This is a genomic window from Colwellia sp. 20A7 (assembly GCF_009832865.1).
In the GTDB taxonomy this organism is placed as follows: domain Bacteria; phylum Pseudomonadota; class Gammaproteobacteria; order Enterobacterales; family Alteromonadaceae; genus Colwellia.
The window spans coordinates 1,531,191-1,552,784 of record NZ_CP047130.1; the positions used below are offsets into that span (position 1 = coordinate 1,531,191).

18 protein-coding genes, 3 tRNA genes, 1 other RNA gene and 1 CRISPR repeat array are annotated in these 21,594 nt (G+C 38.2%); of the genes, 9 read left to right on the forward strand and 13 right to left on the reverse strand.

Annotated features, from left to right (window positions below; translation table 11 throughout):
* Nucleotides 1-7 precede the first annotated feature (7 nt).
* The 3 genes from GQS55_RS06585 to GQS55_RS06595 are packed head-to-tail and all read left to right on the forward strand — an operon-like array spanning nucleotide 8 to nucleotide 1,987.
* The gene (locus GQS55_RS06585; protein ID WP_159819078.1) at nucleotides 8-892 is read left to right on the forward strand and encodes a hypothetical protein; all 885 of its coding nucleotides are present in this window, start codon (nucleotides 8-10) and stop codon (nucleotides 890-892) included.
* Nucleotides 886-1,542 (forward strand): SCO family protein, encoded by a 657-nt coding sequence (locus GQS55_RS06590; protein ID WP_159819080.1) that lies wholly within the window; start codon nucleotides 886-888, stop codon nucleotides 1,540-1,542. Before GQS55_RS06585 ends, GQS55_RS06590 begins: the two co-directional genes overlap by 7 nt.
* Nucleotides 1,535-1,987, forward strand: coding sequence for a copper chaperone PCu(A)C (locus GQS55_RS06595; protein WP_159819082.1), 453 nt, complete (start codon nucleotides 1,535-1,537; stop codon nucleotides 1,985-1,987). Before GQS55_RS06590 ends, GQS55_RS06595 begins: the two co-directional genes overlap by 8 nt.
* 276 nt (nucleotides 1,988-2,263) lie before the next feature.
* On the opposite strand, the gene GQS55_RS06600 is transcribed toward GQS55_RS06595, so the two are convergent.
* The 3 genes from GQS55_RS06600 to smpB all read right to left on the reverse strand — a co-directional run bounded on the left by GQS55_RS06600 (nucleotide 2,264) and on the right by smpB (nucleotide 4,117).
* Nucleotides 2,264-2,791: a hypothetical protein gene (locus tag GQS55_RS06600; RefSeq protein WP_236559784.1), complete on the reverse strand. Its 528-nt coding sequence runs from the start codon at nucleotides 2,789-2,791 to the stop codon at nucleotides 2,264-2,266.
* Between the two features lie 286 nt (nucleotides 2,792-3,077).
* Nucleotides 3,078-3,427: a transfer-messenger RNA gene (gene ssrA / locus GQS55_RS06605) on the reverse strand.
* Between the two features lie 195 nt (nucleotides 3,428-3,622).
* Nucleotides 3,623-4,117, reverse strand: a complete 495-nt coding sequence (smpB, locus tag GQS55_RS06610; protein ID WP_159819086.1) for an SsrA-binding protein SmpB — start codon at nucleotides 4,115-4,117, stop codon at nucleotides 3,623-3,625.
* 163 nt (nucleotides 4,118-4,280) lie between these two features.
* On the opposite strand from smpB, the gene GQS55_RS06615 reads away from it, so the two are divergent.
* Nucleotides 4,281-4,721 (forward strand): SRPBCC family protein, encoded by a 441-nt coding sequence (locus GQS55_RS06615; RefSeq protein WP_159819088.1) that lies wholly within the window; start codon nucleotides 4,281-4,283, stop codon nucleotides 4,719-4,721.
* Nucleotide 4,722: 1 nt separating this feature from the next.
* A complete protein-coding gene (locus tag GQS55_RS06620) occupies nucleotides 4,723-5,085 on the forward strand; it encodes an RnfH family protein (RefSeq protein WP_159819090.1) in 363 nt (120 codons plus the stop codon).
* Between the two features lie 734 nt (nucleotides 5,086-5,819).
* Here GQS55_RS06620 and GQS55_RS06625 read toward each other — a convergent pair.
* From GQS55_RS06625 to rlmKL, 4 genes are all read right to left on the reverse strand, one after another.
* Nucleotides 5,820-7,616, reverse strand: coding sequence for a DUF3466 family protein (locus GQS55_RS06625; protein WP_159819092.1), 1,797 nt, complete (start codon nucleotides 7,614-7,616; stop codon nucleotides 5,820-5,822).
* Between the two features lie 53 nt (nucleotides 7,617-7,669).
* Nucleotides 7,670-9,586 (reverse strand): ATP-binding cassette ATPase Uup, encoded by a 1,917-nt coding sequence (gene uup, locus GQS55_RS06630; RefSeq protein WP_159819094.1) that lies wholly within the window; start codon nucleotides 9,584-9,586, stop codon nucleotides 7,670-7,672.
* A gap of 67 nt (nucleotides 9,587-9,653) precedes the next feature.
* Nucleotides 9,654-9,920 (reverse strand): glutaredoxin family protein, encoded by a 267-nt coding sequence (locus tag GQS55_RS06635; protein ID WP_159819096.1) that lies wholly within the window; start codon nucleotides 9,918-9,920, stop codon nucleotides 9,654-9,656.
* A gap of 24 nt (nucleotides 9,921-9,944) precedes the next feature.
* Nucleotides 9,945-12,113, reverse strand: a complete 2,169-nt coding sequence (rlmKL, locus tag GQS55_RS06640) for a bifunctional 23S rRNA (guanine(2069)-N(7))-methyltransferase RlmK/23S rRNA (guanine(2445)-N(2))-methyltransferase RlmL (protein WP_236559785.1) — start codon at nucleotides 12,111-12,113, stop codon at nucleotides 9,945-9,947.
* A gap of 284 nt (nucleotides 12,114-12,397) precedes the next feature.
* On the opposite strand from rlmKL, the gene GQS55_RS06645 reads away from it, so the two are divergent.
* The 3 genes from GQS55_RS06645 (at nucleotide 12,398) to GQS55_RS06655 (ending at nucleotide 12,862) form a co-directional block, all read left to right on the forward strand.
* Nucleotides 12,398-12,474: transfer RNA gene (locus tag GQS55_RS06645), tRNA-Met, on the forward strand.
* Nucleotides 12,475-12,591: 117 nt separating this feature from the next.
* Nucleotides 12,592-12,668: transfer RNA gene (locus GQS55_RS06650), tRNA-Met, on the forward strand.
* A gap of 117 nt (nucleotides 12,669-12,785) precedes the next feature.
* Nucleotides 12,786-12,862, forward strand: a tRNA-Met gene (locus GQS55_RS06655).
* Between the two features lie 676 nt (nucleotides 12,863-13,538).
* Here the strand turns inward: GQS55_RS06655 and GQS55_RS19815 are convergent.
* From GQS55_RS19815 to GQS55_RS06680, 6 genes are all read right to left on the reverse strand, one after another.
* Nucleotides 13,539-14,549, reverse strand: a complete 1,011-nt coding sequence (locus GQS55_RS19815) for an IS66 family transposase (protein WP_201294652.1) — start codon at nucleotides 14,547-14,549, stop codon at nucleotides 13,539-13,541.
* A complete protein-coding gene (locus GQS55_RS19820) occupies nucleotides 14,492-15,136 on the reverse strand; it encodes a hypothetical protein (protein ID WP_201294501.1) in 645 nt (214 codons plus the stop codon). The genes GQS55_RS19815 and GQS55_RS19820 overlap by 58 nt, the downstream gene beginning before the upstream one ends.
* A gap of 96 nt (nucleotides 15,137-15,232) precedes the next feature.
* Nucleotides 15,233-15,571, reverse strand: coding sequence for an IS66 family insertion sequence element accessory protein TnpB (tnpB, locus tag GQS55_RS06665; protein WP_159817815.1), 339 nt, complete (start codon nucleotides 15,569-15,571; stop codon nucleotides 15,233-15,235).
* Nucleotides 15,568-15,939: a hypothetical protein gene (locus GQS55_RS06670; protein WP_159818046.1), complete on the reverse strand. Its 372-nt coding sequence runs from the start codon at nucleotides 15,937-15,939 to the stop codon at nucleotides 15,568-15,570. Before GQS55_RS06670 ends, tnpB begins: the two co-directional genes overlap by 4 nt.
* A gap of 139 nt (nucleotides 15,940-16,078) precedes the next feature.
* Nucleotides 16,079-17,283: direct repeats of the CRISPR family, unit length 32 nt; unit sequence GTCGCACCTCCCGCAGGTGCGTGGATTGAAAC.
* Nucleotides 17,284-17,823: 540 nt separating this feature from the next.
* Nucleotides 17,824-18,195, reverse strand: a complete 372-nt coding sequence (locus tag GQS55_RS06675) for a VOC family protein (RefSeq protein ID WP_159819098.1) — start codon at nucleotides 18,193-18,195, stop codon at nucleotides 17,824-17,826.
* Nucleotides 18,196-18,434: 239 nt separating this feature from the next.
* Entirely contained in the window at nucleotides 18,435-18,647 is a 213-nt protein-coding gene (locus GQS55_RS06680) for a hypothetical protein (protein ID WP_159819100.1), read from the reverse strand.
* A gap of 900 nt (nucleotides 18,648-19,547) precedes the next feature.
* On the opposite strand from GQS55_RS06680, the gene GQS55_RS06685 reads away from it, so the two are divergent.
* Nucleotides 19,548-21,590, forward strand: a complete 2,043-nt coding sequence (locus tag GQS55_RS06685) for an NADPH-dependent 2,4-dienoyl-CoA reductase (RefSeq protein ID WP_159819102.1) — start codon at nucleotides 19,548-19,550, stop codon at nucleotides 21,588-21,590.
* Nucleotides 21,591-21,594: the final 4 nt, after the last annotated feature.

A 21,594-nucleotide genomic window follows, 5' to 3' on the forward strand; every position in this document is an offset into this window, starting at 1 on the left:
TTTTCTAATGAATCAAATAAAGTGTATTTTATTCATCAGCCTAGTTTTTGCATTTGCAGTAGTAGCACCTGCTACTGCTGCAGAAGTAGAGCGTAAAGTTGAATACACTTATTCACTTAACTCAATGGCTTCTGTATTGATGGGTTGGTATGGAAGTTTATTACCTCATGACGGTTCAACGTTTGTTGTAACACCTGATATTAAATGGGATGAAAGTCGTACTCATTATCCTAATACGATAACCGGTGTGAAAATCACACAAACAGATTTAGTTAAGTTAGCAGTGAGTGAATACGCTTTTAATGTTCACTCACAAATAACCTACCTGCAGGACGATGTTATTCAAGCGAAGCAGTTAGATGAAACCTTTATTTTTCATATTGGCCCCACAGGCCAAGCGATTCTTAATAAGAAAACCAGAAATAAAGAGCAATCTGTTACCGCGATGTCATTGCCAACCTTTGATTATAGTTATTATCAAAAGCGTGAATTTGCTTATACATGGTTAGCTTATCTTGATGGCGTGAACACAAATAACAGTATTAAAGGGAAAGACTGGTTTAATACTGCTGTTTATTCAGTGAAAATGGGGACTAAAGATATTGAGGGTTCTATTTTATCCACATTAGCAGAACGTAATACCTATTTATCTAAGGGGCGGCACACCTTACGCAGTATAGAGGTCAATACCGTTGAAGGTCGTGACAACACATTTATATTAGATCTTATTATTAATTGGAAAGGTGTTAATGCTGAAGGGAAACCTGTGTTAGCAAAAATTCATCAAACCATTACGTATGAGCTTAAAGAAAATAATACGTGGTATGTAACGTTCATTAAAGAAGAACATTTACTTCCTGATATTGGCCCATGGCAGAATTTATTATGTTAAAAAAACTAGCAGTATTATTACTTATTAGCTTTATTGGTGTGCAAACAGTTCATGCCGAGGAAGAATTACCAATATACAGTGGCATAGGAGGAAATTTTTCAGCAGTTAACCAAGACGGAAAACCGATAGAGTTTAATGACTTTAAAGGTCAGCCGGTACTATTAACGTTTGGTTATACTAACTGTGCAGATATTTGCCCATTTACCTTAGGTTATTTATCCCGCATATACGCAGGTTTAACGAAAGATGAACAGAAAAAAATAAGCGTTATTTTTGTGACTGTGGATCCTAAATACGATACCCCTGAGCATTTAAAAAAGTTTATGGCGCATTTTAATTCAGAATTTATTGGTTTGTCGGGGACTAAACAGCAAATAGATAACATTGTGTCATTGTTTCAAGCTAAGTATGAAAAACTCTCAGCAGAAAATATGGTACCCACGAAAAACATTCGCCGAGTTACACAAAAAACACTGACAGACGAAACTAATACTCAAGAAGATAATACTCAAGAAGATAAATCATCTCTTTACAGCCACACAGTAACGATTTATTTAATTGATAAATCAGGTTTTACTCGTAGTATCGAATACACAGGTACACCTCAAGAAGAATTTATTGGTAAAATCAGAGGATTAATAAATGAATAATATAATCACTAGAGGTAATTGCTTATTAATATTGCTACTTTCAGTGTTTATTTCTTCGGCCTACGCAAACAACCAACCAGAGATTGTATTTGAACAGTTCTTTATTGTGGACGCAGCAGAAGTGGCACGAAGCACTGCCGGTTACGGGGTGATTAAAAATAGTGGCGAAGTAGACGATACGTTAATGAGTGTACATAGCGATGCGGCTGCAGTTATGTTGCATCGAACACAAATCACTTCGGGTATGGCAACCATGACTCATGTGTCAAATAGTGTGATTAAAGCGCATTCTGAACTAGTGTTAGCACCTATGTCATATCATTTAATGTTTATGAATATTAACCCCGCTGATTTTAGCCAAGATAAGCAAATAATCGTTCAATTTAAATTTGAAAAAGCAGGGCTCATTGAACTGAGTATCCCTGTTAAGCACAATACCTATTAACAAGCTTTCCCATTGATTTTAATAAATCATTAGTTTCTTTTTGCATTAAATTTAATTCATTATGGTCTTATCCTTTAAATATAAGGCATTAGGCTTTATTGCGTTATATTTCATTCAATAGATCGAGTGTGCATGATCTTCCCCCGATAAAACGGACACGTTTTTTCACGCTGCCTACGGTTCATATTCCACTGGCGAACAGTCTTTAATGGAATATACAGACTTTTCAATTATTGTTTTATAAGCGAGTGTTCTTGTTAATTTTATTAGGCTAAACTACTGCGGTTGAGCCCTAATAACTTTAATAAATCGCAAAGCTAATGGTTTTATACATGCGTGAGCAAACAACGAAATTGCTCCTATTATTAATATACCTATAAGCGGAATTATTGCTCCAGTAAAAATTATTGAACCAAATACATAACCAAAAATACATTCCGATCTGTATATGGGGAGGAACAACCCGACTACTAGCAAGCCTAAAGACAAGTATATTGCAACGTTTTCGTAGCCGACACTAAAGCTGAGTGACTGCACAAAACTTAAAATCAGCATGCCGAAAAAACCAATGAGTATTCCTCTTGAAATTTTTTCCTTTACTGTTGAGTCACCAGATTGAAAAATTGTACGTTTTTCTATGCGCGCTATAGAAAGCCACGCTAAGAATGGGAGAATTAATAGCCCCCACCAGTTTGATATTGCGGGATAATCAGAATGGTGCATTAAGTGATGGCTCAATATTCCACCATTTAAATGCTCCCACCACAGGTGTCCAGCTACGAATAATACGGTAATTGCAATCACGTAGTATTTCAATTTTTTAACTGATTTTCAGTCATGTTTATCCTCGGAGTACGATGGTCGAAATATATAGCCTAACACTTTGTTATGAGGCAACATACCTTCTTTCTACAAAAGAATTAACGGGGACAGTCGCTCAAACTTGAACAAGATAAGCTTTTTTAACCCAAACTTATAAGTAAGTGTAGAGCTTTAGTTAACCTTGTTGGTCTAAGTATGGTTAATCACGACTATTTATTAAATTTCAGTCATAAAAAAAGCCGCTAAAAAGCGGCTTTAATTATCAAATTGGTGGAGCTGGCGGGATTTGAACCCGCGTCCGAAAAACCTACATCCTCGGTACTACATGCTTAGTCGATTATTTATTTAACCAATTAGACGCCAATCGACAGGCTTCGTCATGGTGAGCTTAATACTATTTCGCGGTTCAGCCTTAAGCATGCTTCCCTCGCTATTCCGTTTAATGTGACCATCGATCCTCTAAACAACAGAAGAATTTTTGAGGCGATGGCTAGCCTAAGCGGCTAGTGCGAACGTTTCGTCGTTAGCAATTATAGTTTTGCGGCTTTTTACGAGGCCAACCGCCCCTCGGCATGCACCTTGGGTTTCGTGAATCTCGTCGAATCCTGAATCAGCCCCAAGTTTTTTCTTTTTCTCTTTTTACTTTATAAACAAGTTCATTACAGGGAATGAGCTTCGCTTATAACCGAAGTATACAGCGCATTTCACTGATACACAACGTAACTAAATTTGAATTATGCTAAATATCGATAAATTTTGAATAGATTGCTTAGTCTTTGTTCAACTTAACGGTATCTACTTTAATATCGCTATTTATTCTTTGTTCAAATTTTTGTTTTTCAGTATGCGTCCTTTATCAACAGCCCATTCTCTGTCTTTAATATCTGCACGCTTATCATGATCTTTTTTACCTTTACCTAAGTAAAATTCGAGTTTCACCCAGTTTTTACGCCAATACATAGCAGTAGCTATAATTGAGTAACCTTCACGGTCAACAGCGCCAGCTAAAACGTCAAGTTCTCTGCGGTTAAGTAGTAACTTGCGATCACGATTTGGATCACATACCACGTGTGTTGAGGCTTCTTTAAGCGGCATTATTTCTGCGCCTAATAAGTAAGCTTCTCTGTCTTTTATATGAACATAACAGTCAGAAATGTTTACTTTACCACTGCGAATACTTTTTATTTCCCAACCTTGTAAACTCATACCACCTTCAAACTTATCGGTTAGGTTATAGTTATGCCTAGCCTTTTTATTTAAAGCGATAGTGTTACTGTTAGATTTGTTTTTTGAACTTTTCTTTGCCATTTTGAATTCCATTATTATCGGCGATGATTATACCTACAAATAAGAGACTTGATATAACAAATTTCTTTTTAGTAAAAATTCATCGCTTATATTCAAGTAATAATGCGCTTGTTTGTGTGTTTTGGTATGATATCGCTAAGTTAGCGTAAGGGTCAAAATAAGAATGCCATCCATAAGTAGAAGTGCACTGGTTATGTACAGTGTTGAACAAATGTTTCAATTAATAAATGATGTGCTTGCTTACCCTCAATTTTTACCTGATTGTAGCAATAGTAAAATTATTACGGAAGATGATAATTCAGTTACCGCTGCTTTATTGGTTTCTAAAGCGGGATTAAATAAGTGGTTTACAACTAAAAATACATTTATTTCTAATCAGCAAGTGCAATTAGAATTAGTTGATGGTCCGTTTAATAAATTATATGGCCGTTGGCTTTTAACAGCTTTGTCAGAAGATGCTTGTAAAGTTAGTTTAGAGCTTGAATATGAGTTTTCTAATAAAATGTTTGATTTGGCTTTTGGCCGAATATTTAATCATTTAACTAATAATATGGTACAGGCATTTACCCAACGAGCTAAAGATGTTTATGGAGCAGCAGCGTAACATGGAGAACCTAAGTGAAGAAATTCAAGTAGAAGTAGTTTACGGTGTTGCACATACACAAAAGTTGTTATCTTTGTCATTTAAGCAAGGAACTACTGTTGAAGAAGCCATTGAGCAATCGGGTATTATTGAATTTTTCCCTGAAATTGATTTAACTGAAAATAAAGTAGGTATTTGGAATAAAGCGGTTAAGTTATCAACAGTTTTGGACAATTATGATCGAATTGAAATTTATCGACCTTTAATTGCCGACCCTAAAGAAGTTAGAAAGCGCAGGGCTGAAAAGGCAAAGCTTGAAGGTCGCGCAGATAAAACGACAGGTGGTCGAGTTAATCCTTTAGCTAAAAAAGAAGAAGATAAATAAACATCTAACAGCTAAAAGTAAGCCCAGCAAATGCTGGGCTTTTTGGTAGAGCTTAAACATTTTTTAAAACTTGCTTTACAATAAATCACTGAGTTGATTATTTATACAAGTCTTACTGTTTATTTCTATGGCTTCACGCCAACCACTGAACCATTGATATTGTACTTTTTACTTTTCTACTTGAGTACATTGGTAAGGGCATTGTTCTAAGAACGTTAGGATATACCTGTTTGGTTATTACCTATATGAGCCCTGTATTGGTGGTCTCGTTTTTGCCTTCTCATCATAAATGCACACTCCTTTATTACCATTGATATAGGAACACTCTTACCTTCACTTTCAAATTTAGTTAAGGTTCTGTGAAAAAGCAATATTGTTAGATGTGTTTTTTACGATAATTAATTAAGTCATTGATTCATGGTGATATTGATTTTAGTTACTAATACCAATCTCACTAACTATGTGATCATTCCTACTGGCTAAAATCACCAACTACATCGTTATTTATTTAATAATTAGAACAACTAGTTATTTAAATACATGCCTTGTATTAGGCAATTTTTTCTACGTATAAAATTGTTCACTCAATTAATGAAACTGGTATGAATAAAAAAAGCACCTAAAGGTGCTTTTTTTAGTGACTATTAGTAGTCAATAGGGCTAATACTTATCACGAAGATCTCGTGTTATTATTTAATAAACGCTGTAAACATTGTAAATAGTTAAATATACGTTTAACTAAAGAATTTACGTCGTAAACTAAATAATGCCATCAGAGATAAAAGCCCAGCGAAGTTTATACTTGCGCCTTGACGAACTACTTTTTCTTCTTCTTCTGATGTACAAACTTCACTAGTGTCAGGTGTTGGCTCTAAAGTGATTGCGCGTAATACATCTTCTGTTAATGGTGTACCAAAATCATCAACCATTACTTCACCATAAGCGTCACGACGTTCTACTTTTATCGTTGCTGTTGCGGAAATAATACCATCGTCATTAATGTCTTGTGCTTCTATAATATTATAGGTTGAGCGTAAAGCACATGGAATGGCTAAGTTGAGGTTAGTGAAAACATCATTGTTCATGTCATAAACAAAGCCAGCAGTTCTACGTGGGTTGCTAGTGCTTTCGTTATGCGTTTCAATTTCGCCTTCACCTACTATTAGATCACTATTATTGATTGCTCTAGCGGTGCTATCTGAGCCAGAAAAGAAGTCATTAGGAGTGACTAGGTTACTTTCTTCTGCGGGCGCATTAGTGTCTACATAGAAAAACTTACGTACACCGCTGCTATTAGTTACATAACCGACCGCAGTACCTGCATCATTAATATCATAAGCAACAGACGTACCTCTAATACTATGATCGCCACTAATATCTATCACGCTACCATTCTTATAAGCAACAGCATATTGATAAAACTTTCTTTGATCTACTGTTGGTGTAACTATGTTTTGATCATAAAAACCATCAGCATACCCTACTGCGACGCCATTACTATTAAGCGCTAAAGCGTAACTTGAGTAAGAACGCTCATCGTCTTCATGTGGCGTTACTAGTAAGCCTAACTCTTCAATAATAGGTAAGCCATCAGGGTTTAGGGTGGCTTTAATTGCCATAGCATCGTAGGTAGCAGATGTTGAGCCTGTCTGTACTTGTGCAATACAAGCTTCTAGTGTCATAGCTGCAGGAACAACTTCTGGGTCAGCACAACCGCCATCTTCGTTTTCAACAAAGTCAGAATAACTTGGTACTAACTTGTAACTACTAAAACCTACAGCAACGCCTACTTCATTTGCGTCCATTAGTGCAGAGAAACCACCGCCATACTCTGCTTCTAGAGGAGTTATTTCATGAATTTGACTACCTTGATTATAAGAATAGAAACCTCTCATACCATGCTCTCTAAGCCAATATATATGATCAGTATTCTCTTCGTCAGTAAAGGTTTCACTCGGTAAATAAGGCGCTGTAGCACTACCATAGGAGATACCACTATCAGTAATCCCAGCGATAATATCAACCGTTGAGCGTGTCAGTTGTTCGGTTCCATCGAAAGTTGTGTCTAACAACGGATATTCTTGCTGGAGACCGCCAACCGTTGTTATGGCAATGGTATCGCCGACTTTTTGGTATTCGATGTCACTGCCTTTTCCTGACGATGTGTCTTGTAACCATCTTATTACCCAAGATAAGTCATTCGCAGTTGGATTACCTGCTTTTAAAGCATCGATATCTTCAAGGTTATTTAAAGCATGAACACTCACGTGATTTATTGCTGCAAATAATTGAATGGCAGTAAAATCAGAGTCATCAAGGTAATCAAATTGCACTGGAAAATCATATAAACTAGTGCCTGATATGGCCATATCACCACTAATGTTTTGCTGTTGAGCATAAGTATACTTTGCTTGGTCAGCATCACCTTCATCAACAATTTGATATGTGGCGGCATTGACGCTATTTAAAAAACTTACACTTAGTGCACTACTAATGCTTAGGGCGATAATATTCTTTGCTATTTTTCTCATTCTACTACTTAACTCTTTTATTTATTGTAGGAATAAATCCCAGACTGCAGGGGTTAAAGTTCGTCTAACGCTTGCCATCTTGAATAGGCAGTGTCGAGTTTGGACTCTTTTTCGCTAAGCTGGTTCAATATATTTTTTGTATGTTTTTCATCTAGGCTAAAAAAATCGCTTTGATTGACTTGTTCTTGTAAATCAGCAACCTCATTTTCCAAGGTCTCTATTATTTTTGGCAGCTCTTCCAGCTCTTTTGTTTCTTTAAAAGAAAGCTTCTTCTTTACCGCTAGCGATGCTTCTTTTTGTGCTGCGGGTGCTGTCTTTTGTGTTACTTCTTTTTTACTAACTGATGATAAATGGCGCTGACGTTCTTCTTCTTTTAATGCTAAATAACTATCAACGTCGTCATAGCCGCCCACTATTTGATTAATTTGGCCTGTACCATCGAAATAAAGACAGCTACTTACACAGTTATTCACAAAATCACGATCATGGCTAACTAAAATAACGGTTCCTGCATAATTTGCAACTACTTCTTCTAATAACTCTAACGTTTCAATGTCTAAGTCATTGGTTGGCTCATCGAGAATAAGTAAATTACTTGGGCGTAAAAAGAGTCTTGCAAGTAATAAACGGTTCTTTTCTCCACCTGATAGGGCGCGAACTGGCGTACGTGCACGTTTAGGACTAAAGAGAAAATCTTGAAGGTAACCAAGTACATGGCGAGATTTACCGTTAACTTCTACTTCTTGTTTTCCTTCACCTACAATTTCTTGTACTGTTTTATTTAGGTCAAGCGCTTCGCGATGTTGATCAAAATAAGCGATTTCTAAATTAACTCCTGAGCGCATTTTACCGCTAGTGGCTTTGAGTTTCTCCATAATAAGCTTTATTAAGGTTGACTTACCAGTGCCGTTTGCACCAATAAAAGCTAATCTGTCGTTACGTGTAATAAGTAAGTTCAGGTTTTCAATAATAACTTTATCACCAAAAGCTACAGTTACATCTTCTGCTTCAAATACGAGCTTACCTGAACGATCACCTTGAGTAATGTTCATTGTACTTTGGTTGCGTACATCACGGCGAGCTGTACGTTCAAGACGTAGTTTCTCTAATGAACGAACACGTCCTTCATTACGAGTACGTCGTGCTTTAACACCTTGACGGATCCAAACTTCTTCTTCAGCTAACTTTTTATCAAATAGGGCATTTTGCTGTTCTTCTACTTGTAAATCATGTTGCTTTTGTTCGATATATAAATCGTAGTCACCAGGGTAGCTTTTTAGCTTACCACGGTCTAAATCTAAAATTCGGGTAGATAAACCACGAATAAACGCTCTATCATGGCTGATAAAAATAATAGTACCGCCAAAGTCTTTTAAAAACTTCTCAAGCCATAATACGCTTTCAATGTCTAAATGGTTGGTAGGCTCATCAAGTAATAAAATATCAGGGTTTGTTACTAATGCTTTAGCTAGTGCTAGTTTACGTAACCAACCACCAGATAAGTCACTAATTTTTGCATCAGGATTTAATGACAGCGTGCTCATGGCTTGTTCAATACGTTGTTCGTCTTGCCATGCACCAGCTTGTTCAAGTTCATCTTGTACTTTTGCCAGCTTATTCAGGTTCTTTTCACTTGGGTCTTCGCCAATCAAGTGAATTAATTTGTGATAGCGACTCAGTAGGTCTGCATTTTCACTAACGCCTTGCGCAACATAACTAAATACACTTAAGTCAGACGACTCCGGTGGATCTTGCTCCAACATAGCTAATTGCATCGTGCTAGATTTTAATATTTGGCCATCATCTAGGTTTTGTAAACCCATTAATATTTTCATTAATGTTGATTTACCCGCGCCATTACGGCCAACTAAACAAATACGTTCGCCGGTTTGAACGCTTAAGTCCGCTTTGTTTAAAATTTTGTCTTCACCAAAAGCGAGTTCGCCATTGGCTATTCTTAATAATTCCATCAGTTTTCAACTCTTTATTGTTAAACCGCAGTACTTGTTTGTCATCAACGAGCACTGCGGTTATCTATCAATCTAATAGCAGGGTAATTTGTTCTGCAGTAAATGGCCAAAATAGCTTTTGGTTAGCAGCTATACCCTCTGGGTTTAGTTTTTCTAATACGGGTATATGTACACCGTACAGTTCTACTAAAGTTTTACTTTCATGAGCGACGGTTTCTTGGTCAACAATATCTATTTGGTTCAATTGCGCTTTAGGTATTACTAATAAACACAGTGCTAAAGCTTCTTCGCATAAATGACAACCTTCGCTGCCATATAAATTATATATTGTCATCGTTCGCTCTTATATTTTCCTATGTTAACCCTTGCGAGTAACAGACCAACTATTATGGATATGTTTATTACGTGCAAAATCTTGGTCTCTAGTAAGATCCGACATGTTTTTAGCTTGTAATCCTAGCGCCTCTAATCCTTCAAAATCCATTTTGAAATTACGCTTATTATTGGTAAAGAATATTTCTCCACCACGGCTAAGTGATTTTAAGGCATCAGCGAGTAGGGCAACATGGTCTCGTTGAACATCGAAACTATCTTCCATACGTTTTGAATTTGAAAAAGTAGGTGGATCAATAAATATTAAATCATATTTATCGGTGTTCTTTTTCAACCAATCTAAGCAGTCGGCTTGTATAAATTGATATTTGTGACTGTTGAGTTTGTTTAATGAAAAGTTATCTTGTGCCCAATTAAGGTAGGTATTTGACATATCTACCGTTGTAATTGATCTAGCACCATGTAACGCTGCTTGTAATGACACTGAGCCAGTATAAGCAAATAAATTTAATAAGGTTTTATCTTTTGCTTTTTTAGCGACAATTTGTCGTGTTTTTCTGTGATCTAAAAACAAGCCTGTATCAAGGTAATCCCATAAGTTAATTTTAAGCAGTGCACCATGTTCATTAATGGTCATAGACTGCTTCGATTTATCAACGCGTTGGTATTGATTACTGCCTTTTTGTTTAGCACGGGTTTTTAGAACTACTTTGTCAGTAGGCACTTCTAATACTTTTGGAGCCCAATAAATGACTTCTTGTAAGCGTTTTTTGGCTTTGTCAGCGTCAATTGTTTTTGGCGCAGCATATTCTTGAATTACTAAATAATCGCCATAAACATCAATGGCAACATTGTATTCAGGAATATCCGCATCATAAAGACGATAACAGTCTATTTGGTTTGATTTAAGCCAACCTTTTAATCCTTTACGGTTTTTCTTTAAGCGGTTAGCAAAATCACTATCTTCTTCGGAAAAAGATGATTGTGGATTTACGGCATCTTTTTCTAATTGCTTTTCATCAACATTATAAAGTGCTAGTTGGCAATCTAATGGACCATTTTTAAATTTATAACGTTTGAAACTTGATAATTTAAGCATAGCAAGCAATTCAATATTGGCGGTTAAAATCGCGATTCGCCAATTGATAAACTGTGCTTTAAGTTTTTGACCAAATAATACAAAGTTTTCTACGAGTTCCGGTAGCTCACCTATACGCTCACCATAAGGTGGGTTAAATAGAATAGTACCTGCTATGCCTTTGGCGCTTGAGCCATAAACATTATTCATGTCATTGGTGTTTTGACATTTAAATTCAATAAAGCGCTGTAATTTAGCATTACGTGAGTTTTGTTGTGCTGTATTAATAACACGAGGATCAATATCAATACCAAATACTTTTAAGCTACTGATTTGTGCTTTTTCTAATGAGCTCTCAGAACTATCAATGGCATCATTGAGCTGTTCTTGCCAAATATTTTCGTCGTGCTTTAACCAATCAGCAAACCCCCAAGAGGCACGTTGAATGCCAGGTGCTTGTTTGGTTGCCATTGCTACGGCTTCAATTAATATTGTGCCTGAGCCACACATAGGATCAACTAACGGCTTACTTGTATCGTCTAGCCAGTTAGAGCGAATAATTAATGCTGCGGCTAAGTTTTCTTTTAATGGTGCTGCACCTGAGTGCTCACGATAGCCACGTTGAAATAATCCGCGGCCAGAAAAATCTAAGTATATGCTGACATGATCTTTTAGTAACCTAGCTTGAAAACTGATTTGAGGTGATTTCTTATCGACATCAGGACGTTCAAAGCCTTGATCTCTAAATTGATCAACAATAGCATCTTTAATGGTTAAACCACCAAATTGGCTATTTCGAATTTCTTCACTATAACCTACGAAGTCAATTGCAAAGGTTGTATTACTGTTAAAGTGTTCTAACCAATTAACAGAGCTTGCGGCTTTAAATAGCTCATCTTTGTCTTTAGCTTCGCCTTCGCCAAGCTTTAACATTACGCGTGTGGCTAAGCGAGTCCATAAACAAATTTTATAGCCAAGCTCCATGGATGCTGAGAAATAGACACCTTCTGGTTTTTGAATAACTTGTTCAGCACCAAGGTTCTTTACTTCATCGGCGAGTAATACCTCGATACCAGGGGAGGTTAGGGCTAAAAATTGTTGCATGGGCACTGTCATAGTGTGATTCCAGAAAAAACGATGGCGCGATTATAACGAAAGTACACTCACACATAAACAAAAGTTAAGATAATGTGACGAAATAGCTTATAATTAGGACATAACGAAGAACAATTGAGCTAACAGATGATTTTTAGCTGATTTATAAAAAAATCACTTGCTTTATTGGGGAGGGATCCTTACTATACGCATCGAATTCAGGGAGAACATCCTTGATAGCTTCTTGCAGTATGAAGTAAAACTATTGTGGCTTACCTTATCTTATAAAGAAAAGGTCATTCGGACGCGGGATGGAGCAGCCTGGTAGCTCGTCGGGCTCATAACCCGAAGGTCGTCAGTTCAAATCTGGCTCCCGCAACCAACTTATTGATTAATAACCTTTTAATCATGATTTAATGATTTATTTTATCATTAAGCTTCTTTAGTGAAAAGAAGTAAAAATCTTTACTGGCTTCCTACTTTTTGTAGGTCATTCGGACGCGGGATGGAGCAGCCTGGTAGCTCGTCGGGCTCATAACCCGAAGGTCGTCAGTTCAAATCTGGCTCCCGCAACCAACTTATTGATTAATAACCTTTTAATCATGATTTAATGATTTATTTTATCATTAAGCTTCTTTAGTGAAAAGAAGTAAAAATCTTTACTGGCTTCCTACTTTTTGTAGGTCATTCGGACGCGGGATGGAGCAGCCTGGTAGCTCGTCGGGCTCATAACCCGAAGGTCGTCAGTTCAAATCTGGCTCCCGCAACCAATCTATTTATTAAAAATAATTATCATATATCGTCTTGGTACGGTTCATTATATTATTTTATTGATAAAATATCCCCTAAGGTCACTAGTTAATATACCTATCCGAATACCATTAAAAATTCTATTTTATCTCTTTAAAATCAAATTCTTACTTATAATAAACAAATCAAAATTAATTCAATCGCTTTTATTTTATTTATTGCCTTACCGTCATTTATTCAAAAAAGATATTTATAATATTTAGGTATGGCTATTTTTATTTCTCGGATTTCTCTTTCAAATTAATAAATTTGCTAATTTGAATAACCCTTAAGTGCAACTCCCTGAAGGTCATTTAATAAAAAATAATTATCAAAAAAAACTAATAATAGCACTTCTCTTATTTTGGAAAGTTTATCAAAATTTAACCTTGTATTGAATATGTGTCCGATCCGTGTCGCACTTGTGACACGGACTATAAAATGAATCTTTATATAATAGTGAGGTTTATGCTAGTTTGACCTTAAGGTGAAAGAGGCACATTTTTCGTTTTAAACGTAAAATTCATATTTAAATCACATTAATGAATCTTATTTCACTTTATATCGTGAGCTTACGGCAGCGTAGCGTGACATCACGATTTTTTCAGGTACAGCTTGACCTAGGCGGTAAAGCCTAAATCATCGTGTTTGGTTTTTTTAGGTGATTGAATTTTTAGCGAGATAATTCCAGGGTAAATAATCTTCAGGGGTCTTTTTTACCTGCTCTTTTTCTCGTTGTAAGGTGGTGAAGTAGTCAAAGACATTAATACCCGCCTCACTTGCCGTCGCGATGACCGAGGTAATGACATCCCCAATCGTTGCCCCCAGTAAGGTTTTGTGGAACATCGCGTTTTTTCTGTCTCTCACCACAATTTTGAGCATCGCTTCAATACGATTATTGTCGATTTTTACTCCTTCAGTGCTGCAAAAGTAACTCAGTCCGACATAATGTTTGATAAAGTAGCGAATAGCTTTGCCTAGGCCACTGTTTTCTTCAACGGTTTCATTGGCTAAATGCGTTTCTCCCCACAATTTTATGGCTTCCATGATGGGCGCTGAATGCGTTTGATGATAGGCCAGTCTTGCGCTCGGGGTTAACTTTTCTTCTTTCGTATAGTCATCATTGACCCATATTTCACCATAGCGTTTGAGGACATGCTCGACCTCAATTGGAAAGTGATTGATAACATCTACAAATTGTCGTCTTGCGTGGCTATTACACAGTGACGTTATCGCCTCACGTACCGTCGGCCGATTGCTCGCTAGCGCATCACTCATGATGAGTGGTTTGGCGCATGATTGACTGCGCTTGTGCAAAATACTGTCAATGAATTCTCCCGCGTGCCCGATGTTAGTCTCAAATAAAACAATATGACGGTTATCAGCCAGCGTTGCGATAACACCTGAGGTATAAACGCCCGTACGTGTGATGACTTTCTCACTGTTGCGTGCTTTCTTTATCACCGATTTCGCATCAAGAATACGGTTAGTTGTGTCATCTAAATAGTAGTGTTTACCATCAGCCGCTAAATTGAAGAGCAATTGGTACACGGGATAAATAGCATTACAAACAAGCTCTACTTGGTCAAAAACCGTTGACGCGGTGATTTTTACCCCAGTAATTTTTGAATACTGCTTTGACGATAAAAAGGCAGTCCAGCAAAGTATTTATAAATCGCCATTAAAGAACGTGCTGAATAACCATATTTTTGAGTACTTAAGCCATCGGTTAAGACATCGTCCGGCAGTGGTGCGGTAAAATAAGCACCGCAGGTATTACAACGAAGACGCTCCATGACATGCTGCTCAGGTTTGAAAGGACTTTGTCCGGTGATACGTAGCAAGCTACCTGGCTCGGTTTTATAAACCTTACCGGTTAAGCACTCAACACAGGTATCGCCTTTATTTACGTCAACTAGTCCATGAACGATAATCGTGGGTTTAACCGGGGTGAAACCTTCACCATTATCGTTGCTACGCTTTTTATTTTTCTTGCCCGATGACGCTTTAGTTTGCTTAAGCACCGAGCCTAGTTTTTCAGATGATTTTTCAATACCTAACAATTTTCGCAGTTTATGCACGGTAACATCATGATTCGCTAAGCGGGTTTGCGTGGTGGCTAAGGTCAATAACGCATCAAGTAATAACTGATAATCCTCTGGGCTTAAGGCCAGATTGTTTTCTTTGGCCTCGTTCACGCGCTCTATCAGCGCTTCAAGGGCTTTGCCATCAATGTCGGTAAAAGGTTTGCTCACGGTACGTCCAGAGTTTTAGTGTTTGGTACAGGTTTATTTTGCAGGCATTATGATCCGATAAAAGTAAAAATCAAGTGTTTATCTCAATGATTTTACTCAGTAAAGAGGATCCGTTTTTTCCCATAATGGATCGTTGTCACACAATAGTTTTCGCAGTTTTTTCGCGATGATCTGTTCAATACTTTTGTTTGATGACGGCCAATTTTGAAACTTTCCTTTAGATAAACGCTTGGTCATGAGCCAAAAGCCAGTACCATCATACGATAATGCGCGCACCATGGTTTTATTGCGATTAATAAAGACAAACACAGTACCCGAACGTGGGTTGACCGATAATTTATAACGGCATGTTGCGGCTAAACCATCAATGCCCTGGCGAAAATCAGCGGGTTCAATCGCGATTAATATGTGGGTGTCAGCGGTTAAATGGATCATGATTTCATTGCCCCAATGAGCGAAATGATGATGTTAGTATCAATAACACCAGATAAAGACATTTCATTACCTTGGGCAAAGCGTAGTTCAACAGTAAAGGGCGGTTGTGTGAGTAATGGCGGTGGTGAAATAGGAAGGTGCACAAATAGCGGTGCTTTTTCAGCAGGTTCAAGCGTATTTCGCCATTGCTTGAGCTGGCCGCCACTGATCCTTAATGCTGATGTTATTTTGCTAGAAGAATAGTGATTGAGTAATGCTACGGCTTGCTCACGCAATGCGATGGGCGTTGTGACTTGACGACCACTTCTGTTGCTACGCCAGTGCTCAAAAGCAGTAACGACCGTTGTTAATTGATCTTGGTTTGGCATGATTGCATCCTAGTAATTTGGTTGCGATCATTAAAACAGATCAAAAGGGGGAAGTTGAGCTAGGCTGCCGTAAGCTCACTAAAAGCCTAGCGAAAAATTATCATTTGAGTTAGGCTACATCAGTCTTTGAAAGAAGGCGGTCGCACCTCCCGCAGGTGCGTGGATTGAAACATTTAAGTCAGGGTTGTTATCATCTGTGCATATGTCGCACCTCCCGCAGGTGCGTGGATTGAAACGGTTTTTTGTTCGGTTGTTGACGGAGTTATTTCGTCGCACCTCCCGCAGGTGCGTGGATTGAAACATCATCGCTTAAATGCTAAGTCGCTACCAAAAGGTCGCACCTCCCGCAGGTGCGTGGATTGAAACAACGTAGTTGGGCCCTATGCCGTCGGGTGATGAGTCGCACCTCCCGCAGGTGCGTGGATTGAAACATTACAGCAGCACCTAACGCAAAGAAAAACCAAGTCGCACCTCCCGCAGGTGCGTGGATTGAAACACTGTGCTCGTTAATTGGTACTGATGCTAGCTCGTCGCACCTCCCGCAGGTGCGTGGATTGAAACAATAACACGTATACGGTAACGCACCTGTATCAGGTCGCACCTCCCGCAGGTGCGTGGATTGAAACTTTGCTTGAACCTTATCGAATTATCAATATTTAGTCGCACCTCCCGCAGGTGCGTGGATTGAAACACATAGGTCTATCTCGGTTGCGAAACTACTACCAGTCGCACCTCCCGCAGGTGCGTGGATTGAAACGCCCATGGTTTGGCTAACAATGCTAATACCACTGTCGCACCTCCCGCAGGTGCGTGGATTGAAACGAACAACAATATTGGCAACTAAAAACAGAAGATGTCGCACCTCCCGCAGGTGCGTGGATTGAAACACGTTATCGACTACGCTAGTGCGGAATTTACCGGTCGCACCTCCCGCAGGTGCGTGGATTGAAACCCTGATTCAAAGCGCGCAAACTTATTTAGCAAAAGTCGCACCTCCCGCAGGTGCGTGGATTGAAACTATTTAAACAGGATTAAAAACAGTGAACACTAAAGTCGCACCTCCCGCAGGTGCGTGGATTGAAACTCCTGAACTGCTTGAGATAACAACGGCATCAGCGTCGCACCTCCCGCAGGTGCGTGGATTGAAACGTGTTCAAGCTGCCGATGAAAGTAACAATGTAAGTCGCACCTCCCGCAGGTGCGTGGATTGAAACAACTATACATTGGTTGAATGACAATGCTAAAAAGTCGCACCTCCCGCAGGTGCGTGGATTGAAACTACGTCTGTCAAATATGATGACTTAGTTGATTTGTCGCACCTCCCGCAGGTGCGTGGATTGAAACAGATGCGTATGCGGCACAATTAAAGGCTGGTTTAGGTCGGACCTCCCGCAGGTGGAAAATCTCTAGTATCAGTGCCACCTAATTGCATTTACCTAAGCCAGCCAATTGCGTTCAACTCTGCCACAATATTTCGATCTTAATAGACCTTTCATCTTTGGATATATTGAACACCACTAACACACACTTTTGCAGCTAAGAATTGAACTAAATTAGTCCTCAAAATTAGGCAAATTTATGTCAACAAAGATACGAAAGCGGAACAAAATATAAATTCTATTTCAACACTTAATTTGTGTTTGGTGACATAAAAAATCAGTTGCAAAGAGGGTCAGCTTTATGTTCATAAAGCTGACATAAAATTAATAATCCTAAGGCGCTTTAGGGCACATTACGCCATAGAATTTCAATCTTGATTTAGGTTTCTTTGTCGACGGTCAGTATAAAAAATAATACGAAGAATGCAGAACTGTTAATAATAAAAGGAGTTAGCGATAAAGGAAGATACAAACACAGCTATAAGTTGTGCTTGTATTTGGGGTGTTAACCGAAGTGATTAAAAGCGATTTTATTACCATCAAAATCACGGAAATAAGCGCCATAAAAGACATCAGGAATACGTTGACCTGGTTTGCCAGCGCAGGTTGCACCCAAGGTCATTGCTTTATGGTACATTTCGTCACACTTCTCTTTTGAACCAGGAGCAATAGCTAACATATTGCCATTACCACAGTTTTGTACTTCTTCGTTATGTGGAATACAAACGGCTAGCATGGGTTCTTCCATACTTTTACCAATAAATATAATACGATCCATTTTTATCAGTGTTTTTGCGCCAATTGGTGCTAATAGTTCATTATAAAACACTTCTGATTTTTCTAAATCGGTGACACCGATGGTTGCATAGCTGAGCATATTCATTCCTCTTTGTTATGATTAATGTCGTTTATGTAAGATAGTTTCCCATTGCGATTTACTGATTAATAATATCATAGATATTTAGTGTAATAGCAAAGTGATTTTGGCCACATATTTATAGCTTTTATCTCGAATTAGGGTACTTAGCGCAATAATTATTATGGAATTTTGATTAGTAGAACACAGAAAGTTTCTTTGAATATAATGGTCAATTTCAGCCATACCAACTAAATAATTTAGCTAGACGTTTTATCATCATAGTTAGTGATAGCAGGGACAAGTACTGCAAGCAACGCCCAATTATTATCATGACTTTTACTATCACTAGTAAGTTGTTCAATAAGCACATCTATTTGTTCATATTGTTTTCTAGATATTATTCCCTCTATTCCAAACGGCAACAACTCTTGCAGATCTGGACTTAAACGTACATTATTTTCAGTATCCATATGGCATCTTGAATATGTAGAAAATAAACAATAATTTATCAGTATCTTTTCACTTTTCATTGATAAAACCATTTTTTAGTGGAAAAAGGTTTCAATAATATCCTGTTTAGATATTAAAGCAGATAGCTCTTTGATGTTTTTTTGACGGTTTGGGGCACTTAAAGCCTTACAAAATATTGCATATTTAAATCTAAATGAGTGGCTATATTCGCTGTTCCACTACATACCGCCTACTGTATAGCCATGAGTCATACGTAATCGCCTACGAGCGCATTAAAAGTAAAGCGGGAAATATAACGACTGGGTTTGACAGTATAACCATTGATGGTTTCTCTAATGCATAGTGGAATTAAATATGTCACACCAGAGCAAAGGCATTGCGGTCTAGATATCGTCATTTTAAACGAACGTGAAGAGTTGTGTTAAAATCAAAATTGAATAGTCCCATTAGATGGAGTAAATACAATCGAGATTGGAGTTTATCAAAAAATTCTAGTTGAACCCTGCAAAAAAATCAGCTTAATAATATAAGTTTTCAATTTAAGCGACAACTACCTAGAACTAGAAAGCAGCGATATTAGGTGTTCTCGTTGCATTAAAATATGCTGAAGTCATGAACTAAGGTAGGCTATTTAATGATAATTAAGAATTGTATTACAATGATACATATGTATACTGGGTAGATGATTAATGCTTATATATAAACCTAATAAAGTTCCTAGATATTGCGGATAAATTGCCGTTAAACTATGTTTATATGACAATAATTGAAGAACTATTGGCTTATGTTCTAGTCAAAATATGATGAAGACATCGCTGTTTAGATGGTGACGTTTTTTTGTAAAAATTCCCAAAGCAGCTTTGAAATTTAGTACGAAATAGACAAAGAAGATATCAACCATGAGCTATGCAACAGACACTTATCCTTATTTATTTTCGCCCTTAGATTTAGGGCATACCCAACTTAAGAATCGAGCTTTAATGGGGTCTATGCATACCTCTTTGGAAGAGGCTGAAGGCGGGTTTGAACGATTGGCCGAATATTATGCTGCTCGAGCTCGTGGTGGTGTAGGTATGATTATTACCGGTGGTATATCTCCTAATGATGCAGGAAATCAATTTGTTGGTGGCGCAACAATGCAAAACCAAGCTGATGCTGTAAATCACAAGTTGGTGACAGATGCGGTTCATAACGCGGCACCCGATTGTAAAATTTGTATGCAAATTCTACACAGTGGTCGTTATGTTCATCACGAAAGTGGCGTTGCACCGTCAGCAATTCAATCGCCTATCAGCCCGTTTCCTCCCAAGGCAATGACATTAACGGATATTAAAACCCATATTGAAGACTTTGCAAATTCGGCACGACTTGCTAAAGAAGCGGGTTACGATGGCGTAGAAGTGATTGGCTCGGCGGGCTATTTATTAAGTACTTTTTTATTGGACTTTACCAACAAACGTGATGATCAATACGGTGGCTCTTATGAAAACAGAATGCGTTTTCCATTGGAGGTCATGACAGCTGTTCGCAAAGCGGTAGGCAAAGATTTTATTGTAGTTTATCGCTTAGCCGCTATGGAGATGCTTGAACAGGGGAGCACTTTTGATGAAACCTTAACGCTTGCCAAAGCAATGCAAAAAATAGGGGTTGATATAATCAGTACCCATTTTACTTGGCATGAAGCACAGGTTCCTACTTTGGCAACCATGGTTCCGCGTGCAGCCTTTACTAAGGTAACCGGTAGGCTCAAAAAACATTTAGATATTCCTTTGATTACCAGTAATCGAATCAATATGCCGGAAGTGGCTGAGCAAGTGTTGCGCGAGGGAGATGCTGATATATGTTCTATGGCAAGACCTATGCTGGCAGACCCAGAGTTGGTGAATAAAGCCGCCGAAGGGCGTGAAGATGAAATCAATACCTGTATAGCCTGTAACCAGGCGTGTATGGATCATGTTTTCAGTGGCAAGCAGGCCACTTGTTTAGTGAATCCTTATGCCTGTAATGAAACCATTATGGTAAAAACCTTGGCAGCACAGAAAAAGAGAATAGCTGTTGTTGGGGCGGGTCCAGCAGGTATGGCTTACTCAACCACAGCGGCCGAACGAGGCCATGAAGTAACATTGTTTGAATCAAGTGACAAAATTGGCGGTCAATTTAATATTGCTAAACGGATCCCCGGAAAAGAAGAGTTTGGCGAAACCTTAAGATATTTTGCGAAACAAATAGAAGTTACCGGCGTGAATTTAAAGCTTAATCAAAGAGTATCCGAAAAAGAACTCATTGAAGGGAACTTTGATGAAATTGTCCTAGCAACAGGTGTTACACCAAGGGTACCGGATATAGAAGGCGTTGATCATCCTAAAGTCATTTCATATTTGGATTGCTTATTGGATAAGAAACCCGTTGGACAAAGGGTTGCTGTTATTGGTGCTGGTGGTATTGGGTTTGATGTTTGTGAATATATTATGCATAAGCCTGGTGTTGAGTTGACGCGAGAAACATTCGCGCAAGAATGGGGAATTGATTTCTCCAAACATCCTCGAGGAGGTATTTCCGGTGTCGAGACTCACATTCCTACTTCTGGTAGAGAAGTTTATTTATTACAAAGAAAAACAACCAGTGTTGGTCGAGGTTTGGGTAAAACCACAGGTTGGACACATCGTATCCAAATAAAAAAACGTGGTGTGAAAATGGTTGCGGGTGTTGAATATAAAAAAATAAATGATGAAGGCTTACATATAACAGTGAATGGCGAAGCGCAAATATTAGACGTTGATACGATAATACTATGCGCAGGACAAAACCCTTTAAGGGAGTTGTATAGCAGTATTGAGGCTAGCGGTAAAAAAGTGTTGCTTATTGGTGGTGCCGATGTTGCTTCTGAACTGGATGCTAAACGAGCTATTGATCAGGCAACGCGTTGTGCGTTAGCAGTTTAAGCCG

Bases quoted from the DNA above. Each gene is read 5' to 3' on its own strand.
- GQS55_RS06625 (WP_159819092.1), bottom strand. From the start codon at position 7,616: ATGAGAAAAATAGCAAAGAATATTATCGCCCTAAGCATTAGTAGTGCA.
- GQS55_RS06620 (WP_159819090.1), top strand. From the start codon at position 4,723: ATGGAGAACCTAAGTGAAGAAATTCAAGTAGAAGTAGTTTACGGTGTT.
- GQS55_RS06670 (WP_159818046.1), bottom strand. From the start codon at position 15,939: ATGCCAAACCAAGATCAATTAACAACGGTCGTTACTGCTTTTGAGCAC.
- GQS55_RS06635 (WP_159819096.1), bottom strand. From the start codon at position 9,920: ATGACAATATATAATTTATATGGCAGCGAAGGTTGTCATTTATGCGAA.
- GQS55_RS06595 (WP_159819082.1), top strand. From the start codon at position 1,535: ATGAATAATATAATCACTAGAGGTAATTGCTTATTAATATTGCTACTT.
- rlmKL (WP_236559785.1), bottom strand. From the start codon at position 12,113: ATGACAGTGCCCATGCAACAATTTTTAGCCCTAACCTCCCCTGGTATC.
- GQS55_RS06615 (WP_159819088.1), top strand. From the start codon at position 4,281: ATGCCATCCATAAGTAGAAGTGCACTGGTTATGTACAGTGTTGAACAA.
- GQS55_RS06675 (WP_159819098.1), bottom strand. From the start codon at position 18,195: ATGCTCAGCTATGCAACCATCGGTGTCACCGATTTAGAAAAATCAGAA.
- GQS55_RS06585 (WP_159819078.1), top strand. From the start codon at position 8: ATGAATCAAATAAAGTGTATTTTATTCATCAGCCTAGTTTTTGCATTT.
- GQS55_RS06680 (WP_159819100.1), bottom strand. From the start codon at position 18,647: ATGGATACTGAAAATAATGTACGTTTAAGTCCAGATCTGCAAGAGTTG.
- tnpB (WP_159817815.1), bottom strand. From the start codon at position 15,571: ATGATCCATTTAACCGCTGACACCCACATATTAATCGCGATTGAACCC.
- GQS55_RS06685 (WP_159819102.1), top strand. From the start codon at position 19,548: ATGAGCTATGCAACAGACACTTATCCTTATTTATTTTCGCCCTTAGAT.
- uup (WP_159819094.1), bottom strand. From the start codon at position 9,586: ATGGAATTATTAAGAATAGCCAATGGCGAACTCGCTTTTGGTGAAGAC.
- smpB (WP_159819086.1), bottom strand. From the start codon at position 4,117: ATGGCAAAGAAAAGTTCAAAAAACAAATCTAACAGTAACACTATCGCT.
- GQS55_RS06590 (WP_159819080.1), top strand. From the start codon at position 886: ATGTTAAAAAAACTAGCAGTATTATTACTTATTAGCTTTATTGGTGTG.